This window comes from Rhizobium sp. CFBP 8762 (assembly GCF_014841565.1).
In the GTDB taxonomy this organism is placed as follows: Bacteria; Pseudomonadota; Alphaproteobacteria; order Rhizobiales; family Rhizobiaceae; genus CFBP-8762.
In genome coordinates, this window is record NZ_JACYUD010000001.1 from 190,959 (window position 1) to 207,093 (window position 16,135).

General features: G+C 58.3%; 14 protein-coding genes. 7 read left to right on the plus strand and 7 right to left on the minus strand.

The genetic code is table 11. The annotated features are described in order from the left end of the window. Positions 1 to 62 precede the first annotated feature (62 nt). Complete coding sequence (locus IFT84_RS00895; RefSeq protein WP_192116764.1) at positions 63 to 521, minus strand: MarR family winged helix-turn-helix transcriptional regulator; 459 nt, start codon at positions 519 to 521, stop codon at positions 63 to 65. Positions 522 to 781: 260 nt separating this feature from the next. Here IFT84_RS00895 and IFT84_RS00900 point away from each other — a divergent pair, with 260 nt between their 5' ends. The 6 genes from IFT84_RS00900 (at position 782) to IFT84_RS00925 (ending at position 7,802) form a co-directional block, all read left to right on the plus strand. Beyond that, on the plus strand, positions 782 to 2,281 hold the full coding sequence (locus tag IFT84_RS00900) for a replicative DNA helicase (RefSeq protein WP_192116765.1): 1,500 nt from the start codon (positions 782 to 784) through the stop codon (positions 2,279 to 2,281). 6 nt (positions 2,282 to 2,287) lie between these two features. Beyond that, positions 2,288 to 3,400: an alanine racemase gene (gene alr, locus IFT84_RS00905; RefSeq protein WP_192116766.1), complete on the plus strand. Its 1,113-nt coding sequence runs from the start codon at positions 2,288 to 2,290 to the stop codon at positions 3,398 to 3,400. A gap of 26 nt (positions 3,401 to 3,426) precedes the next feature. Next, complete coding sequence (radA, locus tag IFT84_RS00910) at positions 3,427 to 4,827, plus strand: DNA repair protein RadA (protein ID WP_192116767.1); 1,401 nt, start codon at positions 3,427 to 3,429, stop codon at positions 4,825 to 4,827. A 39-nt stretch (positions 4,828 to 4,866) separates the two neighbouring features. Next, on the plus strand, positions 4,867 to 5,457 hold the full coding sequence (locus IFT84_RS00915; protein ID WP_192116768.1) for a CvpA family protein: 591 nt from the start codon (positions 4,867 to 4,869) through the stop codon (positions 5,455 to 5,457). A gap of 110 nt (positions 5,458 to 5,567) precedes the next feature. After that, entirely contained in the window at positions 5,568 to 7,058 is a 1,491-nt protein-coding gene (gene purF / locus IFT84_RS00920) for an amidophosphoribosyltransferase (protein WP_192116769.1), read from the plus strand. Between the two features lie 3 nt (positions 7,059 to 7,061). Next, complete coding sequence (locus tag IFT84_RS00925; RefSeq protein ID WP_192116770.1) at positions 7,062 to 7,802, plus strand: SDR family NAD(P)-dependent oxidoreductase; 741 nt, start codon at positions 7,062 to 7,064, stop codon at positions 7,800 to 7,802. Positions 7,803 to 7,859: 57 nt separating this feature from the next. Here the strand turns inward: IFT84_RS00925 and pssA are convergent, their stop codons facing one another. The 4 genes from pssA to IFT84_RS00945 form a co-directional block, all read right to left on the minus strand. Further along, positions 7,860 to 8,738 carry a CDP-diacylglycerol--serine O-phosphatidyltransferase gene (gene pssA / locus IFT84_RS00930; protein ID WP_192116771.1) on the minus strand — a complete coding sequence of 293 codons (879 nt, stop codon included), beginning with the start codon at positions 8,736 to 8,738 and terminating at the stop codon, positions 7,860 to 7,862. Positions 8,739 to 8,776: 38 nt separating this feature from the next. Further along, the gene (locus tag IFT84_RS00935) at positions 8,777 to 9,475 is read right to left on the minus strand and encodes a phosphatidylserine decarboxylase (protein WP_192116772.1); all 699 of its coding nucleotides are present in this window, start codon (positions 9,473 to 9,475) and stop codon (positions 8,777 to 8,779) included. Between the two features lie 157 nt (positions 9,476 to 9,632). After that, the gene (locus IFT84_RS00940) at positions 9,633 to 11,519 is read right to left on the minus strand and encodes an ABCB family ABC transporter ATP-binding protein/permease (protein WP_192116773.1); all 1,887 of its coding nucleotides are present in this window, start codon (positions 11,517 to 11,519) and stop codon (positions 9,633 to 9,635) included. Between the two features lie 132 nt (positions 11,520 to 11,651). Further along, a complete protein-coding gene (locus IFT84_RS00945) occupies positions 11,652 to 13,331 on the minus strand; it encodes a LysM peptidoglycan-binding domain-containing protein (RefSeq protein WP_192117543.1) in 1,680 nt (559 codons plus the stop codon). Between the two features lie 177 nt (positions 13,332 to 13,508). Between IFT84_RS00945 and IFT84_RS00950 the strand changes: the two genes are divergently transcribed. Then, positions 13,509 to 14,126: an LOG family protein gene (locus tag IFT84_RS00950; RefSeq protein ID WP_192116774.1), complete on the plus strand. Its 618-nt coding sequence runs from the start codon at positions 13,509 to 13,511 to the stop codon at positions 14,124 to 14,126. Here the strand turns inward: IFT84_RS00950 and rarD are convergent. Further along, complete coding sequence (gene rarD, locus IFT84_RS00955) at positions 14,110 to 15,057, minus strand: EamA family transporter RarD (protein WP_192116775.1); 948 nt, start codon at positions 15,055 to 15,057, stop codon at positions 14,110 to 14,112. The genes IFT84_RS00950 and rarD overlap by 17 nt on opposite strands. 100 nt (positions 15,058 to 15,157) lie before the next feature. Continuing rightward, the gene (pip, locus tag IFT84_RS00960; RefSeq protein WP_192116776.1) at positions 15,158 to 16,117 is read right to left on the minus strand and encodes a prolyl aminopeptidase; all 960 of its coding nucleotides are present in this window, start codon (positions 16,115 to 16,117) and stop codon (positions 15,158 to 15,160) included. Between the last annotated feature and the right edge of the window lie 18 nt (positions 16,118 to 16,135).

Below are 16,135 nucleotides of genomic sequence, written 5' to 3' on the forward strand. Positions count from 1 at the left end.
ATCCAGCGGCGTTTCCGCATCCAGATTGAGGCCGGGTTGATCGGCTTTTGCGTGTGTCGACATTACCTTGCACTCAAGCTTTGAATTTTCACGGACATGGTCCGAAACACCTTGAGCGCGACGGCAATATCGGCCTCGTCAATATCGGACAGAAGCTCTGAGCGCAGATCATCGACCAGCGTTCGGATTTCTGCCGCCAGAGTATGGCCAAGGTCCGTCAAGACCACCTGTTTTGCCCGCCGGTCATTCGGTTCTGTCCGTCGCTCAATGAAGCCCTGCCGCTCCATGCCATCCAGCAGCCGAACGACAGTGGGTGTTTCCAGTTCCATTTCTTCCGCCAGCGCCCGCTGGTTGATGGTCGCCATTTGTCCTGAATCAGAATGTCGCGCCAATGTCAGCAAAGCGCGCACACGCGGAAGCGTCAGCCCCTTTTCCTTCACGCGCGCATCAAACAAAGCGCGAAGCTTGCGATTGCCGATATTGACCTCGTCAAAAAAATGAGCCCGAAGAGCGGTCTGCATAAACATCTCTTTTCGATAGTGCACTAACTATTATGGCACTACTTAACCGTCTGCCTGACGAATTTCAAGAGCCGTCAATCGGTTGACAGCGCGTCAACCGAAACTGTCGTGATCCTGCACAATTTTGAGCACGTTCGCCTTTGCCTGTGATTGGGTCGAACAAGTTGACAGCATTGTCCGGCGATGCTCAAAAAATGTTGACCCGAGCGCAAAGAGAGCCGAAACGAAAGCGACCAGGACTTTACGCGGAGACTCACACCATGAACGAGGTACAGCGCAGATTGGCGACAGCCGGGCGAGAGCAGGCCGAGGCATCTCACCGCGAAGCGCCCAACAACCTTGAGGCAGAGCAGGCGCTGCTGGGTGCTATTCTGGTCAACAACGATGCGTTCTACCGGGTGTCGGACTTTCTGAAACCGGTGCATCTTTTCGAGCCCTTGCATCGAAAAATCTTCGAGGTCGCTGGCGACATCATCCGCATGGGCAAGATCGCCCATCCCGTGACGATCAAGACCTTCCTGCCCGATGACATGAAGATCGGCGATATGACCGTCGCGCAGTATATGGCGCGTCTGGCCTCCGAAGCGGTCTCCATCATCAATGCGGAAGATTATGGCCGCGCCATTTACGATCTGGCGCTGCGCCGTTCGCTGATCACCATCGGCGAGGATATGGTCAATATCGCCTATGATGCGCCGCTCGACATGCCGCCGCAAAACCAGATCGAGGATGCTGAACGCCGGTTGTTCGAACTGGCCGAAACCGGCCGCTACGATGGCGGGTTTCAGGCGTTCAACGATGCCGTGGCGCTGGCCATCGATATGGCGGGACAGGCTTTTGAGCGCGACGGACATTTGTCCGGTATTTCCAGCGGTATCACCTCGCTGGATGCGCGCATGGGCGGCTTGCAGCGCTCCGACCTGATCGTGCTGGCGGGGCGTCCCGGCATGGGCAAAACCTCGCTTGCTACAAACATCGCCTATAATATCGCTGCCGCGTACGAGGGCGAAATTCAGGCCGATGGTTCAACGAAAGCCAAGAATGGCGGTGTCGTCGGGTTCTACTCGCTGGAAATGTCGTCCGAACAGCTGGCAACCCGTATCATTTCCGAGCAGACCGAAGTGTCATCCTCCAAAATCCGTCGTGGTGACATTACCGAGGTGGATTTCGAAAAGCTCGTTGCCTGCTCGCAGATGATGCAGAAAGTCCCGCTGTACATTGACCAGACGGGTGGTATTTCCATTGCCCAGCTATCGGCGCGCGCCCGCCGCCTCAAGCGCCAGCGCGGGCTGGATGTGCTGGTGGTGGACTATATTCAGTTGATGACGGGCTCCGGTAAATCCAGCGATAACCGCGTGCAGGAAATCACCCAGATTACCACTGGCCTGAAGGCGCTGGGCAAGGAGCTGAACGTGCCGATCATCGCGCTGTCACAGCTCTCCCGTCAGGTGGAAAGCCGCGAAGACAAGCGCCCGCAACTGTCAGACCTTCGTGAATCCGGCTCTATCGAGCAGGACGCCGACGTGGTGTTGTTCGTGTTCCGCGAGGAATACTATGTGAAGAATCTGGAGCCGCGTGATGAGCACGATCCCAAATACGCGGAATGGGAAGCTTTGTTCGACAAGGTTAAAGGCACCGCCGACGTCATTATCGCTAAGCAGCGCCACGGACCCACAGGCACCGTCAAACTTGCCTTCCAGGCAGAGTTCACGCGCTTCACCGATCTCGCCGATCCGTCTTTCACGCAATATGAGCACTGAGGCAGAATGCAGACCGATCTCTTTTCCACCGCGTCCAATCGGCTGACCATTGATCTTTCAGCACTCAAGGACAACTGGCTGCGGATGCGACAGCTTTCCGGCAAGGCCCGCACCAGTGCCGTCGTCAAGGCCAATGCCTATGGGCTGGGGGTCGAGCCGGTGGCACGGGCACTTGCCAGCGCCGGTGCACGCGATTTTTTCGTAGCCAGCATGGAAGAAGGCATCGAACTGCGTGGCATTCTGGCGGATGTGCGCATTTATATTCTTGCGGGTCTTTGGCCGGGGCATGAAAAGGCGTTCCAACAGCATGGGCTGATCCCCGTCATCAATTCCGTCGAGCAATTGGAGGTCGTGCGTCAGGCAGGATGGCTGCCCTATGCTCTGCATGTGGATACCGGCATGAATCGGCTGGGTCTGTCACTTCAGGAAGCTCGGCAAGTGGCCGCCAGCGACGCGCCCTCCCCGCTCGTCGTGATGAGCCATCTCGCCTGTGGGGATGAGCCGGGGCACCCATTGAATGCATCGCAGTTGAGCCGGTTCCGGCAAGCCGCAGCTCTGTTTCCGGATGCCGAGGCAAGCCTTGCCAATTCCGCAGGTGTGTTTCAGGGCGACGATTTCCATTTTGACCTGACGCGGCCGGGTATTGCCGTCTATGGCGGCGAAGCCGTGAATGACGCGGCCAATCCCATGAAACCGGTGGTGAAGGCAGAGGCGCGCATCATTCAGATACGCTCCGCTCTGGCGGGTGATACCGCCAGCTATGGGGCGAGTGCCACGCTTGCGCGCGACACCCGTATCGCCACGGTAACGGTTGGCTATGCCGATGGGTATCATCGCTCCGTGTCCGGTGCCGGGGTGACTGTGCGACAGGCTGCGCCATCCGGCGCGTTCGGTTTTCTCCATGGCACACGCGTTCCCCACCTTGGCCGCGTGACGATGGATCTCAGCCTGTTCGATGTTTCCGATCTGCCGGAAACGGCTGTGACGGCGGGCGATTATATCGAATTGTTCGGCAACGCCATTGCGCTTGACGATGTGGCCCGCGCAGGCGGCACGATTGGCTACGAGTTGCTGACCAGCCTTGGGAAACGCTACGTTCGGCATTACATAGGCGGATAAGACCATTCTCAGGAAAAATCAGTAATATGGCTAAAGCCAAGACTCAGTTCGTCTGCCAGAATTGCGGAACCGTTTACACGCGCTGGGTCGGCAAGTGCGATGGATGCGGGCAGTGGAACACCATTGTCGAAGAAGACCCGATGGGCGGCATTGGTGGTGGGCCGGGGAAGACACCGAAAAAAGGTCGTCCTGTCGCCCTCACCTTACTGTCCGGTGAAATCGAGGAAGCACCCCGGATCGAAACCGGCATATCGGAGCTGGATCGCGTGACCGGCGGCGGCTTTGTGCGTGGCTCTGCCGTCCTGGTGGGCGGCGATCCGGGCATTGGCAAATCCACGGTCTTGATGCAGGCGGCAGCGGCTTTGTCGCGGCAAGGCCATCGCGTCATCTACGTATCCGGCGAAGAAGCCGTGGCGCAGGTGCGTTTGCGCGCCCAACGTCTGGGTGCTGCCGATACGGATGTGCTGCTGGCGGCCGAAACCAATGTGGAGGATATTCTGGCGACGCTGGCCGAAGGCAAGCGGCCCGATATCGCCATTATCGATTCGATCCAGACACTGTGGAGCGATGTCGTTGATTCCGCGCCGGGAACGGTCACGCAGGTGCGCACCGGCGTTCAGGCAATGATCCGCTTTGCCAAGCAAACGGGTGCGGCGATGGTTCTGGTTGGCCACGTGACCAAGGACGGGCAGATTGCTGGTCCCCGTGTGGTGGAGCATATGGTCGATGCCGTTCTCTACTTCGAAGGCGACCGGGGTCACCACTATCGCATCCTGCGCACGGTCAAAAACCGCTTCGGCCCCACGGACGAGATCGGCGTGTTTGAAATGTCCGACAAGGGCCTGCGCGAGGTGGTCAACCCGTCCGAGTTGTTTCTGGGTGAGCGCAACGAAAAAGCGCCCGGCGCTGCCGTTTTTGCCGGCATGGAGGGAACACGGCCCGTGCTGGTGGAGGTGCAGGCGCTGGTGGCCCCGACATCGCTCGGCACGCCGCGGCGCGCCATTGTCGGCTGGGATTCCGCGCGTCTGTCGATGATCCTCGCCGTACTGGAGGCCCATTGTGGCGTGCGTCTCGGCGGGCATGATGTCTATCTCAACATTGCCGGTGGATATCGCATTACCGAACCTGCTGCGGATTTGGCTGTTGCTTCCGCACTGGTTTCCTCGCTTGCCGGGCTTGCCCTTCCCGCCGATTGCGTCTATTTCGGCGAAGTCAGTTTGTCGGGCGCTGTCCGGCCGGTTGCGCACACAGGCCAGCGTCTCAAGGAAGCCGAGAAGCTGGGATTTTCGCAGGCTGTTCTTCCATCCGGTTCGGTCGATCTTCCAAAGGGATCATCGGGCAAATGGAGTGAGATTGAGAGCCTGCCGGATCTGGTGGCGCGCATTGCCGGTTCGCGTGGAGCCCTGAAACAGGCTGAGGAAGATTAAGGCTAGTTTAGCCTGAACCGCTCCTGGAGCAGAGGTACAATGCCAATCACTATTCTCGATGGTATCATTCTGGGTGTGGCGCTGTTTTCAGCGGTGCTGGCAATGGTGCGTGGTTTTTCGCGTGAGGTGCTGTCGGTCGCAAGCTGGATCGGTGCTGCCGTTGCCGCCTACTACCTGCACCCGCTGCTTCTGCCTTACGCCCGCCAGTACACGACCAGTGAAACTGTGGCCATGGCCGGCTCCGCAGGCGTCATCTTCATCATCGCGCTGATCGTGATTTCCTTCATCACCATGCGGATCGCTGATTTCATCATCGATAGCCGCATCGGCGCGCTGGATCGCACACTCGGCTTTGTTTTCGGTGCGGCACGCGGTATACTGCTGGTCGTTGTCGCCATGTTGTTCTTCAACTGGCTTGTAACGCCGCAGCAGCAGCCCATATGGATTACACAGGCAAAGTCGAAGCCGCTGCTGGACAATCTGGGTGCGCGGTTGATTGCTCTGCTGCCGGAAAATGTGGATGCCACAATTCTGGACCGTTTGAGCGGCAAGGACACGTCCGACGACAGCGAGGCAGCACCGGCCACCGAGCCAGCGCCCGCCGAAGCGCCAACGACGACCAGCCCTTGAGGGCCGGTCTTTGGAGTATACAAAGAGCCGCGTGACAGGAACGCGGCTTTTCGTTTTATACGTTTTGAAGTAAGGCAGAAACCGACTGTCTTTCAGCGAAGGCTAAATCGATGACCCATTTGCATACCTGCGATCTCGACGATGTTCTGGATGGGGACACGCTGCATGAGGAATGTGGCGTGTTCGGTATTCTGGGGCACCCGGATGCAGCGGCGCTGACGGCGCTCGGTCTGCACGCCCTTCAGCATCGCGGGCAGGAAGCTGCCGGTATCGTGTCGTATGACGGACGGCGGTTCTATTCCGAACGACGCATGGGTCTGGTCGGCGATCACTATACCAACCCCACAATGCTGGCACAGTTGCCGGGCTCCATGGCTATTGGCCATGTTCGCTATTCCACGACCGGCGAAACCATTCTTCGCAACGTGCAACCGCTGTTTGCCGAACTGGAAGTGGGTGGCATCGCGATTGCCCACAATGGCAACTTTACCAATGGCCTCACCCTGCGCCGCCAGTTGATTGCCGATGGTGCGATCTGCCAGTCCACCTCCGATACGGAAGTCGTGCTGCATCTTTTCGCCCGCTCCAAACATGCGTCATCCAGCGACCGTTTTATTGACGCCATTCGTCAGGTCGAAGGCGGGTACTCGATGCTGGCGATGACACGCACCAAGCTGATCGCGGCCCGCGACCCCATCGGCATCCGTCCCCTTGTCATGGGTGAACTGGATGGGAAGCCGATTTTTGCCTCCGAGACCTGTGCGCTGGATATTATCGGCGCGAAATTCGTCCGCGATATCGAAAACGGCGAAGTGGTGATTTGTGAAATCCAGCCGGATGGCTCCATCAGCACAGAAGTGTTCAAGGCCAGCCAGCCGCAGCCTGAACGCATCTGCTTGTTTGAATATGTCTATTTTGCACGGCCGGACTCGGTGGTCAGCGGTCGCAACGTTTACACCGCCCGCAAGAATATGGGCATCAATCTCGCACAGGAAGCGCCGCTGGAAGCCGATGTGGTCGTGCCCGTTCCAGACGGTGGCACACCTGCCGCCATCGGCTTTGCGCAGGCCAGCGGTATTCCTTTTGAACTCGGTATTATTCGCAACCATTACGTCGGCCGCACATTCATTGAGCCAACACAGTCCATTCGCGCCTTTGGCGTCAAGCTCAAGCATTCGGCCAACCGCGCCGTGATTGAAGGCAAGCGCGTGGTACTGGTGGATGACTCCATTGTTCGCGGCACGACATCTGTGAAAATCGTGCAGATGATCCGTGATGCCGGTGCTAAGGAAGTTCACATCCGCGTTGCCAGCCCGATGATCTACCATCCCGATTTCTACGGGATCGATACACCGGACGCTGAAAAATTGCTCGCCAATCAGTATGCCGACCTGTCGGCGATGTGCGAATTCATCGGTGCTGACTCGCTGGCGTTTCTGACAATTGATGGCCTTTACCGCGCCGTGGGCGGGAGCCCACGCAACAATGCGCAGCCGCAATTTACCGACCATTATTTTACAGGTGATTACCCGACACGCTTACTGGATCAGGATAGCGTCAACAATGTTCGCCAGCTCTCCATGCTCGCAAGCAACGGTTAACGCATGACACTGCCTTTGAAAGACCGTATCGCACTCGTCACCGGCGCATCACGCGGCATCGGCTATTTCACAGCGCTGGCTCTGGCGCGGCAGGGCGCGCATGTCATTGCCTGCGCCCGCACCGTTGGCGGACTGGAAGAGCTGGATGATGCCATCAAGGCTGTCGGCGGCGATGCCACGCTGGTGCCGTTCGATCTGGCCGATATGAATGCAATCGATCGGTTGGGTGCATCGATTTTCGAGCGCTGGGGCAAGCTCGATATTCTGGTGGCCAATGCCGGTGTTCTCGGCGGCATTTCGCCCATCGGGCATTTCGAGGCCAAAGTCTTTGAAAAAGTCATGACCATCAACGTAACGGCCACGTGGCGTCTGATTCGCTCCGTGGAGCCACTGTTGATGAAATCCGATGCCGGACGGGCCGTCATCCTGTCATCGAGCGCTGCGCACAAATGCAAGCCGTTCTGGGGTCCCTATTCCGCCTCCAAGGCAGCCGTCGAGGCACTGGCTCGCACATGGGCAGCGGAAACGCAGCGCACGCCACTGCGCATTGTCAGCGTCGATCCCGGCGGTACCCGCACGGCCATGCGCGCGCAGGCGATACCGGGGGAAGACCCGCAAACCGTTCAACATCCCTCAGAAGTGGCGGAAAAGCTTTTGCCGCTCGTCTCCGCGCAGATGACGGAAACCGGCAAGCTGTTTATCGTCAAAGAAAACCGGCTGGTTGACTACCGGTTACCAGACTAAAACACTTCCGGTGAACGCGGGTTCACTGGAAATGCTCTAGTTCGTTATTTGTCGCATTCAAACCACAGGACCATCCCGGTCCGTCAGTCCATCATCACCATGATGGGCTGACCAAGTGCCGTATTTCTTCTGCCAGGCCCGCGCGCCGAAGGGCAATGTCGAGAGATAGCCGATGGCGGTAACAACCAGCGTTTCCCACGAATAGGCCATCAGGGTTGCGACATAGAGCACGACGCCGAGCATGACCGGCAGCACGAGGTCGCGACGAATGCGGTTGCCCTCAGACTTGCCAGACCATACCGGCAAGCGGCTGATGAGCAAAAAGCCGATCAGTGCCGTGTAACCTGCTGAAATGAACCCCACCAAGCGATCTGGCGCGACGCCAAGAAGGTTGAGATAGACCGGGAGAAGCACCAGCATGGCGCCGGCGGGCGCGGGAACGCCGACAAAGTATTCCGACTGCCAGGCGGCTTTTACTTCGCGATCCGACATGACGTTGAAGCGCGCAAGCCGCAGACCGGCGGCAATGACATAGATCAGTGCCGCAATCCAACCGACGGACCGGGCCTGATCCAGCACCGACACATAGAGCACCAGCGCAGGCGCAACGCCAAAATTGACGATATCGGCCAGCGAATCCATCTGCGCGCCGAACTTTGATGTGGCTTTCAACAGACGAGCAATGCGCCCATCGATCCCATCAAGAAAGGCGGCCAGCAGCACCATGGCAACTGCAAGCTCGATGCGGTTTTCAAACGCCAGACGGATGCCCGACAGGCCTGCGCAAATCGCCAGAATGGTAATGAGATTAGGGATAATCAGCCGAAGCGGAATTTCGCGCAGACGAGGCCCTCTCGCCTCATTATTGGAACCCCCATTATCTGGACCCCCATTTTCTGGACCATTAGGCTCAAATGCGTGGAACGGTGTTTCCATGGGCTTGGGTATCTTCCTGTCGTGGCGATCCGATGGCATTAATCGCGGCGGCCGATGGTGGGGCCTTTTGCGGAACCAAACTCAGCAAGCACAGTCTCACCGGCGATAGCCGTCTGGCCAAGGCTGACACGCGCCTGCGCACCGGCTGGCAAAAACACGTCCAGCCGTGAGCCGAAACGGATAAGGCCGAAACGCTCGCCCGCTTGCAAGCTGGCACCGTGACTGGTCCAGCAGACGATGCGCCGTGCGACCAGGCCGGCAATCTGCACCACCCCGATTTCGCCCTGGGCCGTGTCGATCACCAGTCCGTTGCGCTCATTGTCATGGCTGGCCTTGTCGAGCTCGGCATTGACGAACTGGCCCTTGCGGTAGGCAATGCGTGCAACGCGACCGCGCATGGGCGCGCGGTTGACGTGGCAGTTGAACACATTCATGAACACGGAGATGCGTAACATCGGCTCGCTGCCCAGACCCAGTTCCTCCGGCGGCGTCAACTTTGTAATGGAGGATACGCGGCCATCGGCAGGGCTGATCACCAGATCATCATCCAACGGCGTCAGACGTTGCGGATCACGGAAAAAGTAGGCGCACCAGGCGGTCAGCACAAAGCCAAGCCACATCAACGGTTCCCACAACAATCCCAGCAGCAGCGACATCACAAAGAAGATGGCGATAAAGGGGTAACCCTGCTTATGGATTGGAACCAGCGTTTGACGGATGGTTTTGACGAGGCTCATAGAGCGCTTTCTCCTGTTACTTTACCGGGCGTTTTACAACGCTTTTCCTTATGACCTACAGGTAAAACACGCTGCGGGCAACGTTGATCAAACTTTGAGCAAGGCCCGGCAAAAGTGTGAAGCGGTTTTGCGTTCGGGCCATGCGACAATCAAAGACCTAATGCGCCGCGGGCAGACGCGTGACGATGCCCATATCGTCGGCTTCGCGGGCTTTTTTCAACTGCTCTTCGGCCTGCGTCGCCTCGCGCTGGCGGCTCCACATGGTGGCGTAGAGGCCGTTTGATGCAATGAGTGCCTGATGATTTCCGCGCTCGGCAATTTCCCCGTCCTTCAGCACCAGAATTTCGTCCGCTGAAATGACCGTGGACAGACGATGCGCAATGACGAGCGTTGTGCGGTTGCGCGACACCACATCCAGCGCCGCCTGAATTTCCTGCTCGGTGCCCGTATCGAGCGCGGATGTTGCCTCATCCAGAATCAGGATCGGCGGCGATTTAAGAATGGTGCGGGCAATTGCCACCCGCTGTTTTTCGCCACCGGACAGTTTCAGGCCGCGCTCACCCACCATGGACTGAAACCCATCGGGCAGTTTGCCGATGAAATCGGTAATTTGTGCCGCATCGGCTGCGATGCGCACATCCTCGTCGGACGCCGAGGGTCTGCCATAGCGAATGTTGTAGGCAATCGTGTCGTTGAACAAAACCGTATCTTGCGGCACCATGCCAATTGCGGTTCGCAGGCTTTTCTGCGTCACCGCCCGTACATCCTGCCCATCGATGGTAATGGACCCCTGCTGCACATCGTAGAAACGATAGAGCAGACGCGAGAGTGTGGATTTGCCTGCGCCCGATGGACCGACGACGGCAATGGTTTTGCCGGCTGGAACGTCAAACGAGATGCCCTTGAGAATAGGCCGCGCGGGATCATAGGCAAAGTGCACATCGCGAAACGAAATCGCGCCCTGGCGAATCTCCAGATCGGGAGCGCCCGGTTTGTCCTGCACTTCGGCCTGAACTTCGAGCAGGTCGAACATCTGCTCGATGTCCGTCAGCCCCTGCCGGATTTCGCGATACACAAATCCTATGAAATTCAATGGCACCGAAAGCTGCATGAGCATGGCGTTGATAAAGACGAAATCGCCAATCGATTGCTCGCCGCGTTGAACCGCCAGCGCTGACATAACCATCATGATAGCGCTGCCAATCCCGAAAATGACGGCCTGACCGAAGTTAAGCCAGCCTAGCGATGTCCAGACATCGGTTGCGGCCTTCTCGTAGCGCTCCATGGAACTGTCGAAACGCTTCGCCTCCATGTCTTCGTTGCCGAAATATTTCACCGTCTCGAAGTTCAATAGCGAATCGATGGCCTTGGTATTGGCTTCCGTGTCGCTGTCGTTCATGGCGCGACGGATGCCGATGCGCCAATCGCTGGCCCGGATGGTAAACCAGATATAGACCCATACGGTCAAAGCTGTAACCACCAGATAGCTGAAGCCGTAGCCCCACCAGAACACGATTGCCGTCAACAGAAATTCGACGAGCGTGGGAACACTGTTGAGGATCGTGAACCGGACAATCGTCTCGATGCCCTTCGTGCCGCGTTCGATGATGCGCGAAAGACCACCCGTGCGCCGCTCCAGATGAAATCGCAGTGACAACCGGTGCATATGCACGAAGGTGCGATACGCAAGCTGGCGCACCGCATGTTGCCCGACCCGTGCAAACAGCGCATCGCGTAGCTGGTTCAGACCCGCTTGTAACAGCCGTGCGAAATTATAGGCCAGCACCAGCATGACAGCGCCGAGCAGGAACGTGGGCAAAAGTGCAACCGCATCGGTTTTGCCGTTCAGCGCGTCGGTCGCCCATTTGAAGAAGTAGGGAACGAGCAGCAAGACCAGTTTGGACAACAGAAGAAACACCGTTGCCCAGACCACGCGCATTTTGAGATCGGCGCGGTCTGATGGCCACATATAGGGCCAGAGATTGATGATGGTGCGAAAGGGATTGCTGGCGTCGGCGGACACCGTCTTCTGTTTGGTCGCCAAGACCGGTTCTCCAATATCATGCGAAAAAATGCGGCGTCCGGAGGGGACGCCGCATGAGGGTATAGATAGGGCCGAATGTGCGCGGTGCAAGGAAGCGGGATTTAATCCCGCCCCCGAAATGCAGCCAAAGCGTTAGCTCCGAGAATGTTTCATCCGCTCCCGATGGCGCTTTTCGGCGTCCGGCAGTGCATCGGTCGGCACGCCAAAGACCTGACCCGGCAGAATTCTGTCCGGGTCGGAAATCAGGTTTTCATTGGCAAGGTAAATCGTGGTGTAGCGTACCCCTGCACCGTAGACACGGCGGGAGATCTGCCACAGCGTATCGCCCTTGCGAATGATAACGGAGGAATCGCTTTGTTTCAGCGGCGCTTGCACCACGGTTGCCACGCCCGTATTCGCTTCCGTTGGCGCTGGCGTTGCATTTGCGGGCGCCGTTTGCGTTGCCTCCAGCGTGGTGTCCTCACTGCGAGGGTTGAGAGCGAGCGCGATGGCATCTTCAATTTTAGGAAGTGCTGCTGCCACACTGGCGGCATCTGCAGGCAGGCCTTTCAACAGAATAAGCGCCTTTTGTGCGCCCTGCGCCGTGCGCGCAATAATGGCCTTTGCCGGCGGGTCGGCGTCATCCGGCAAACGCATGGAGGCAAGCGAGCCCAAGGCAATTTCGTTGGCGGAACGGGCAGCGGCCAGTGCTTCCGCATCCGGCATCTTGCCGTTCGCAAACAGAGCCTTCAGCAGTCCAAACGCCTTCGCGGCCTCGTTGCGCAGCCGATCGAACGAACCACCGGCCACAAGCTGCATGGGAGGAGCGGACGCCCGGTCCTTGGCATCTGGCTGCGCCACGCCCAATTCTGGCTGCGCCACAACAGCCATCTGCTCGCCTTCCGGCCGGTTGAACGGAACGGATGCCCTGAATTCAGCACGGCTCCCGTCCTTGCTCATCACATCCGCACGAATAACGTGGTTTCCAACGGAAAGAACCTGCTCGCCATCCACCACAAAACGACCTTCCGGCCCCACTTTGGTTTCACCGACAAGCTTTTTATCCGCGTAGATGCGAACGACCGATCCGGGCGTTGCCTGCCCGGCGATGAATATTTTGGAACCTTCGATCTCCACAGCAGTCACACGCACCGGTGCTTCGTTCTCTACCGGAGACGGTGCCGTAGCCTCGGATGTCGGCGCTGGCTGCGGCAATGGTTGCTGTGGTTGCGATGATACGTCCTGCGCAGCAGGCGCTGTTACCACCCGGCTGGCCTCGCCGGGTTTGGAGACCATCGCCAGCAGGTCGCCTTTGCCTTTCTCCGGCACTGAAACCGTCGCAACCTCTTGCGACCGCGTCGCCTCTCCGCTCTTGCTCGTTTCACGCAGGCTTAACTGGTAGTCGCCGGGCGCAAGCGGCTGGTCCAGAACGGCCGCAAAGTCCCCACCTGCGCCGATTTCGGCCGTGGCAACGACGCGATCACCCTGCATGATATCCATACGGGACAGGGGCGTGCCATGACCCGCGATGACTGCGGAGCCATCCGGCTCGACGCGGACGATATCAAAGCCGGGTTTGTTGTCCGTCTCAGGCTTTGCGGCAGTCTCCGGTTGCTGTGGCGTGGCTGTTTGCGCCGGAGCGGCTGGAGCATCACCCGTGGACGGAGCGGTCGGTTGTGGCTGTGTCGCCGTCGTTTGTGCGAGAGGCAGTGCAGCCGACGAGGTTTCGCTCGGCTTTACGGCATTGATGTTCGGCATGACGAAGAACACCATTAACATGGTCGCCAATGCCAACACCGCGAGCGCGAGCCATACAGCTTTGTTCCTCATGATACTCTACTCCAAGGCATTGCGTTATCAGCAATGATGCGGGTGCCGCCCCCGGCACCCCTTCAAAATTGCTAGCGATTTTAGCGGTGTTCCACAAGCGTCTCCTTGTGCGCACCCTTCGTCAACAGAGTTTATCGCATTTTTCTTGACGCTTTATGCTCGTATCTGTCTCCTGCGCGAATGCAAAAAGAAAATGATACGATTCGCTCCGTGTGCGTATACTGCGGCTCTCAGCCCGGCACAGACCCAGATCATATGGAAGCCGGGCGGTTGCTCGGCAAATCCATCGCCGAGCACGGGCTTCGCCTCGTCTATGGCGGCGGCACCAAAGGCATTATGGGCGCTGTTGCCAGCGGCGTGCTCAAGCATGGCGGGCAGGTTACTGGCATCATCCCGGAATTCCTGATGGATATGGAAGCCACCCGCAGCAAACTCACCACCCTCAACGAATTGATTGTAACCTCTGACATGCATCAGCGCAAACACACAATGTTTGAGCGTTCCGACGCATTCGTTACACTTCCGGGTGGCATTGGCACATTGGAAGAAATCGTCGAGATCATGACATGGGGCCAGCTTGGCCGGCACCGCAAGCCGATTGTGTTCGCCAATATCAACGGGTTCTGGGACCCGATGTTGGAACTGGTGCGCCACATGCGCGATCAGGGCTTCATTCACACCGGTCATCTGGTGCAGCCGCTGGTCATCGACCAACCGCAGGATATCGTCCCTGCCCTTCTTGGCCTCGGCGATCCGCAAGACCGTGAAGGTCATGCCGGAATTATTTCACGGCTCTAGCCTCAACGGCAGCCTGCGCGCGGCGCGCGCGCAGGCTTGAAATCATGGAGCTGGAATACACGATCAGTGCCAGCCAGATCAGCGGGAAGGCAATCATCTTGGCCGTTCCGAACGGCTCGTGAAAGACGAACACTGCCGTCAGGAAGATCATTGTCGGCGCGATATATTGCAGGATGCCGATGGTGGACAGGCGCAGCAGCTTGGCACCATTGGCATAAACGATCAGCGGTACGGCTGTCACAACTCCGGTAAACAACAGCCAGCTGACATTGGCCCCGCCATCCGTCAGGAAGTGTCCCTGGCCGGAACTTTCCAGATACAGGATATAGCCGAGCGCAGGCAGGCTCAGCAGCAACACCTCCAGAAAGAAACCCTGATTTGGGCCAACGGGTAAGGTCTTGCGAAAGAAAGCATAAAACGCCCAGGTCAGGGCAAGGCTGATTGAAACCCAGGGAAGCCCACCGGCATCCACCGCCAGAACACCAACGGCAACTGATGCCAGGGCAATTGCAGCAATCTGCGATTTCTGCAGCTTTTCCTTCAGCAGCACGGAGCCGAGAAACACGCTGATCAGCGGGTTGATATAATAGCCAAGTGCGGCCTCCAGAGCGCGGTCAGCCGAGATCGCCCAAACGTAAATGCTCCAGTTGAGCGTGATCAGCGTTGCCGTCAGCACCGCCATTGCCAGTGTTCGCGGTGAGACAAGCGCGGCCTTAATGTCAGCAAACCGCCCGGTCACCAGCAGCACAAGCCCGGCCAGCGGCAGCGACCAGATGATACGATGCGCCACCACTTCGGGTGCGGGAATATGGGCCAGTGCCTTCATGAACAGCGGCAGAAAGCCCCACATGACATAGGCAGCCGATGCGAGAATGAGACCGCGCGGGGTATCGCCGGTTGGCTTCAATGGTACGGCAGGCGATTGGCTCATAGCGCAGGCTTTTCCTTAAATAGCGTTGCCGCTTTCACTGAAATGCTCTAGCGCAACAGCCGTGAATGGACCAATTCATTCTGTGAATAGCGCGAATCACTCAGATTTCAGGCGCAAACTGGTCGGTTGCGCGGATCAGGCGATCCAGAATGCCCGGTTCCGAATACGCATGTCCTGCCCCCTCGATGAGGTGAAACTCTGCCATGGGCCATGCCTTGTGCAGCGCCCAGGCAAACCGCGCCGGGCACGGCATATCATAGCGACCATGAATGATAACGCCCGGAATGCCGCTTAAACGATGGGCATCGCGCAGCAACTGTCCCTCTTCCAGCCACCCTTTGTTGAAGAAGAAATGGTTTTCAATGCGCGCAAATGCCAGCGCAAACTCCGGGTTGGCAAAAGCCTCGCTTAAGTCCGGCTCCGGCAGCAGGGTGATCGTTTCACCCTCCCAAAGGCTCCACGCATGGGCGGCGGCAAGCTGCTCCGCCCGGTCACTGCCTGTCAGGCGACGGTTATAGGCAGACACCATATTGTGGCGCTCGTCCGCCGGTATGGGCGCGAGAAACCGCTCCCATTTATCAGGAAACATTTCGGACACACCGAACTGATAGTACCAGTCCATTTCCGCCTGCGTCAGCATGTAGATGCCGCGCAGAATGAGCGCACTCACCCGGTCGGGATGCGTCTGCGCATAGGCCAGCGCCAGTGTGGAACCCCAGGACCCGCCAAACACCAGCCAGGACTCGACGCCTGTCATTTGACGGAGCCGTTCGATATCCGCCACCAGATGCCAGGTCGTATTGGCGTCCAGATTGGCATGGGGTTTGGAGCGCCCGCACCCGCGCTGATCGAAGAGCAGCACATCGTAGCAGTTGGGGTCAAACAGGCGGCGATGTTGGGCCGAGCACCCGCCACCCGGTCCGCCATGCAGAAATACTGCCGGTTTACCGCCGGGCGTGCCGACCCGCTCCCAATACACAAGATGACCATCGCCAACGTCGAGATGACCGGAGGCGTAAGGTTCGATTTCGGGATACAGTGTGCGCAGCGGCTGGTTCATGCTATTGGTCCTATTGAA

Coding starts and splice junctions, on each gene's coding strand:
- IFT84_RS00895 (WP_192116764.1), bottom strand. CDS start 521: ATGCAGACCGCTCTTCGGGCTCATTTTTTTGACGAGGTCAATATCGGC.
- radA (WP_192116767.1), top strand. CDS start 3,427: ATGGCTAAAGCCAAGACTCAGTTCGTCTGCCAGAATTGCGGAACCGTT.
- rarD (WP_192116775.1), bottom strand. CDS start 15,057: ATGAGCCAATCGCCTGCCGTACCATTGAAGCCAACCGGCGATACCCCG.
- IFT84_RS00900 (WP_192116765.1), top strand. CDS start 782: ATGAACGAGGTACAGCGCAGATTGGCGACAGCCGGGCGAGAGCAGGCC.
- alr (WP_192116766.1), top strand. CDS start 2,288: ATGCAGACCGATCTCTTTTCCACCGCGTCCAATCGGCTGACCATTGAT.
- IFT84_RS00950 (WP_192116774.1), top strand. CDS start 13,509: ATGCAAAAAGAAAATGATACGATTCGCTCCGTGTGCGTATACTGCGGC.
- IFT84_RS00915 (WP_192116768.1), top strand. CDS start 4,867: ATGCCAATCACTATTCTCGATGGTATCATTCTGGGTGTGGCGCTGTTT.
- pssA (WP_192116771.1), bottom strand. CDS start 8,738: ATGGAAACACCGTTCCACGCATTTGAGCCTAATGGTCCAGAAAATGGG.
- IFT84_RS00925 (WP_192116770.1), top strand. CDS start 7,062: ATGACACTGCCTTTGAAAGACCGTATCGCACTCGTCACCGGCGCATCA.
- purF (WP_192116769.1), top strand. CDS start 5,568: ATGACCCATTTGCATACCTGCGATCTCGACGATGTTCTGGATGGGGAC.
- IFT84_RS00935 (WP_192116772.1), bottom strand. CDS start 9,475: ATGAGCCTCGTCAAAACCATCCGTCAAACGCTGGTTCCAATCCATAAG.
- pip (WP_192116776.1), bottom strand. CDS start 16,117: ATGAACCAGCCGCTGCGCACACTGTATCCCGAAATCGAACCTTACGCC.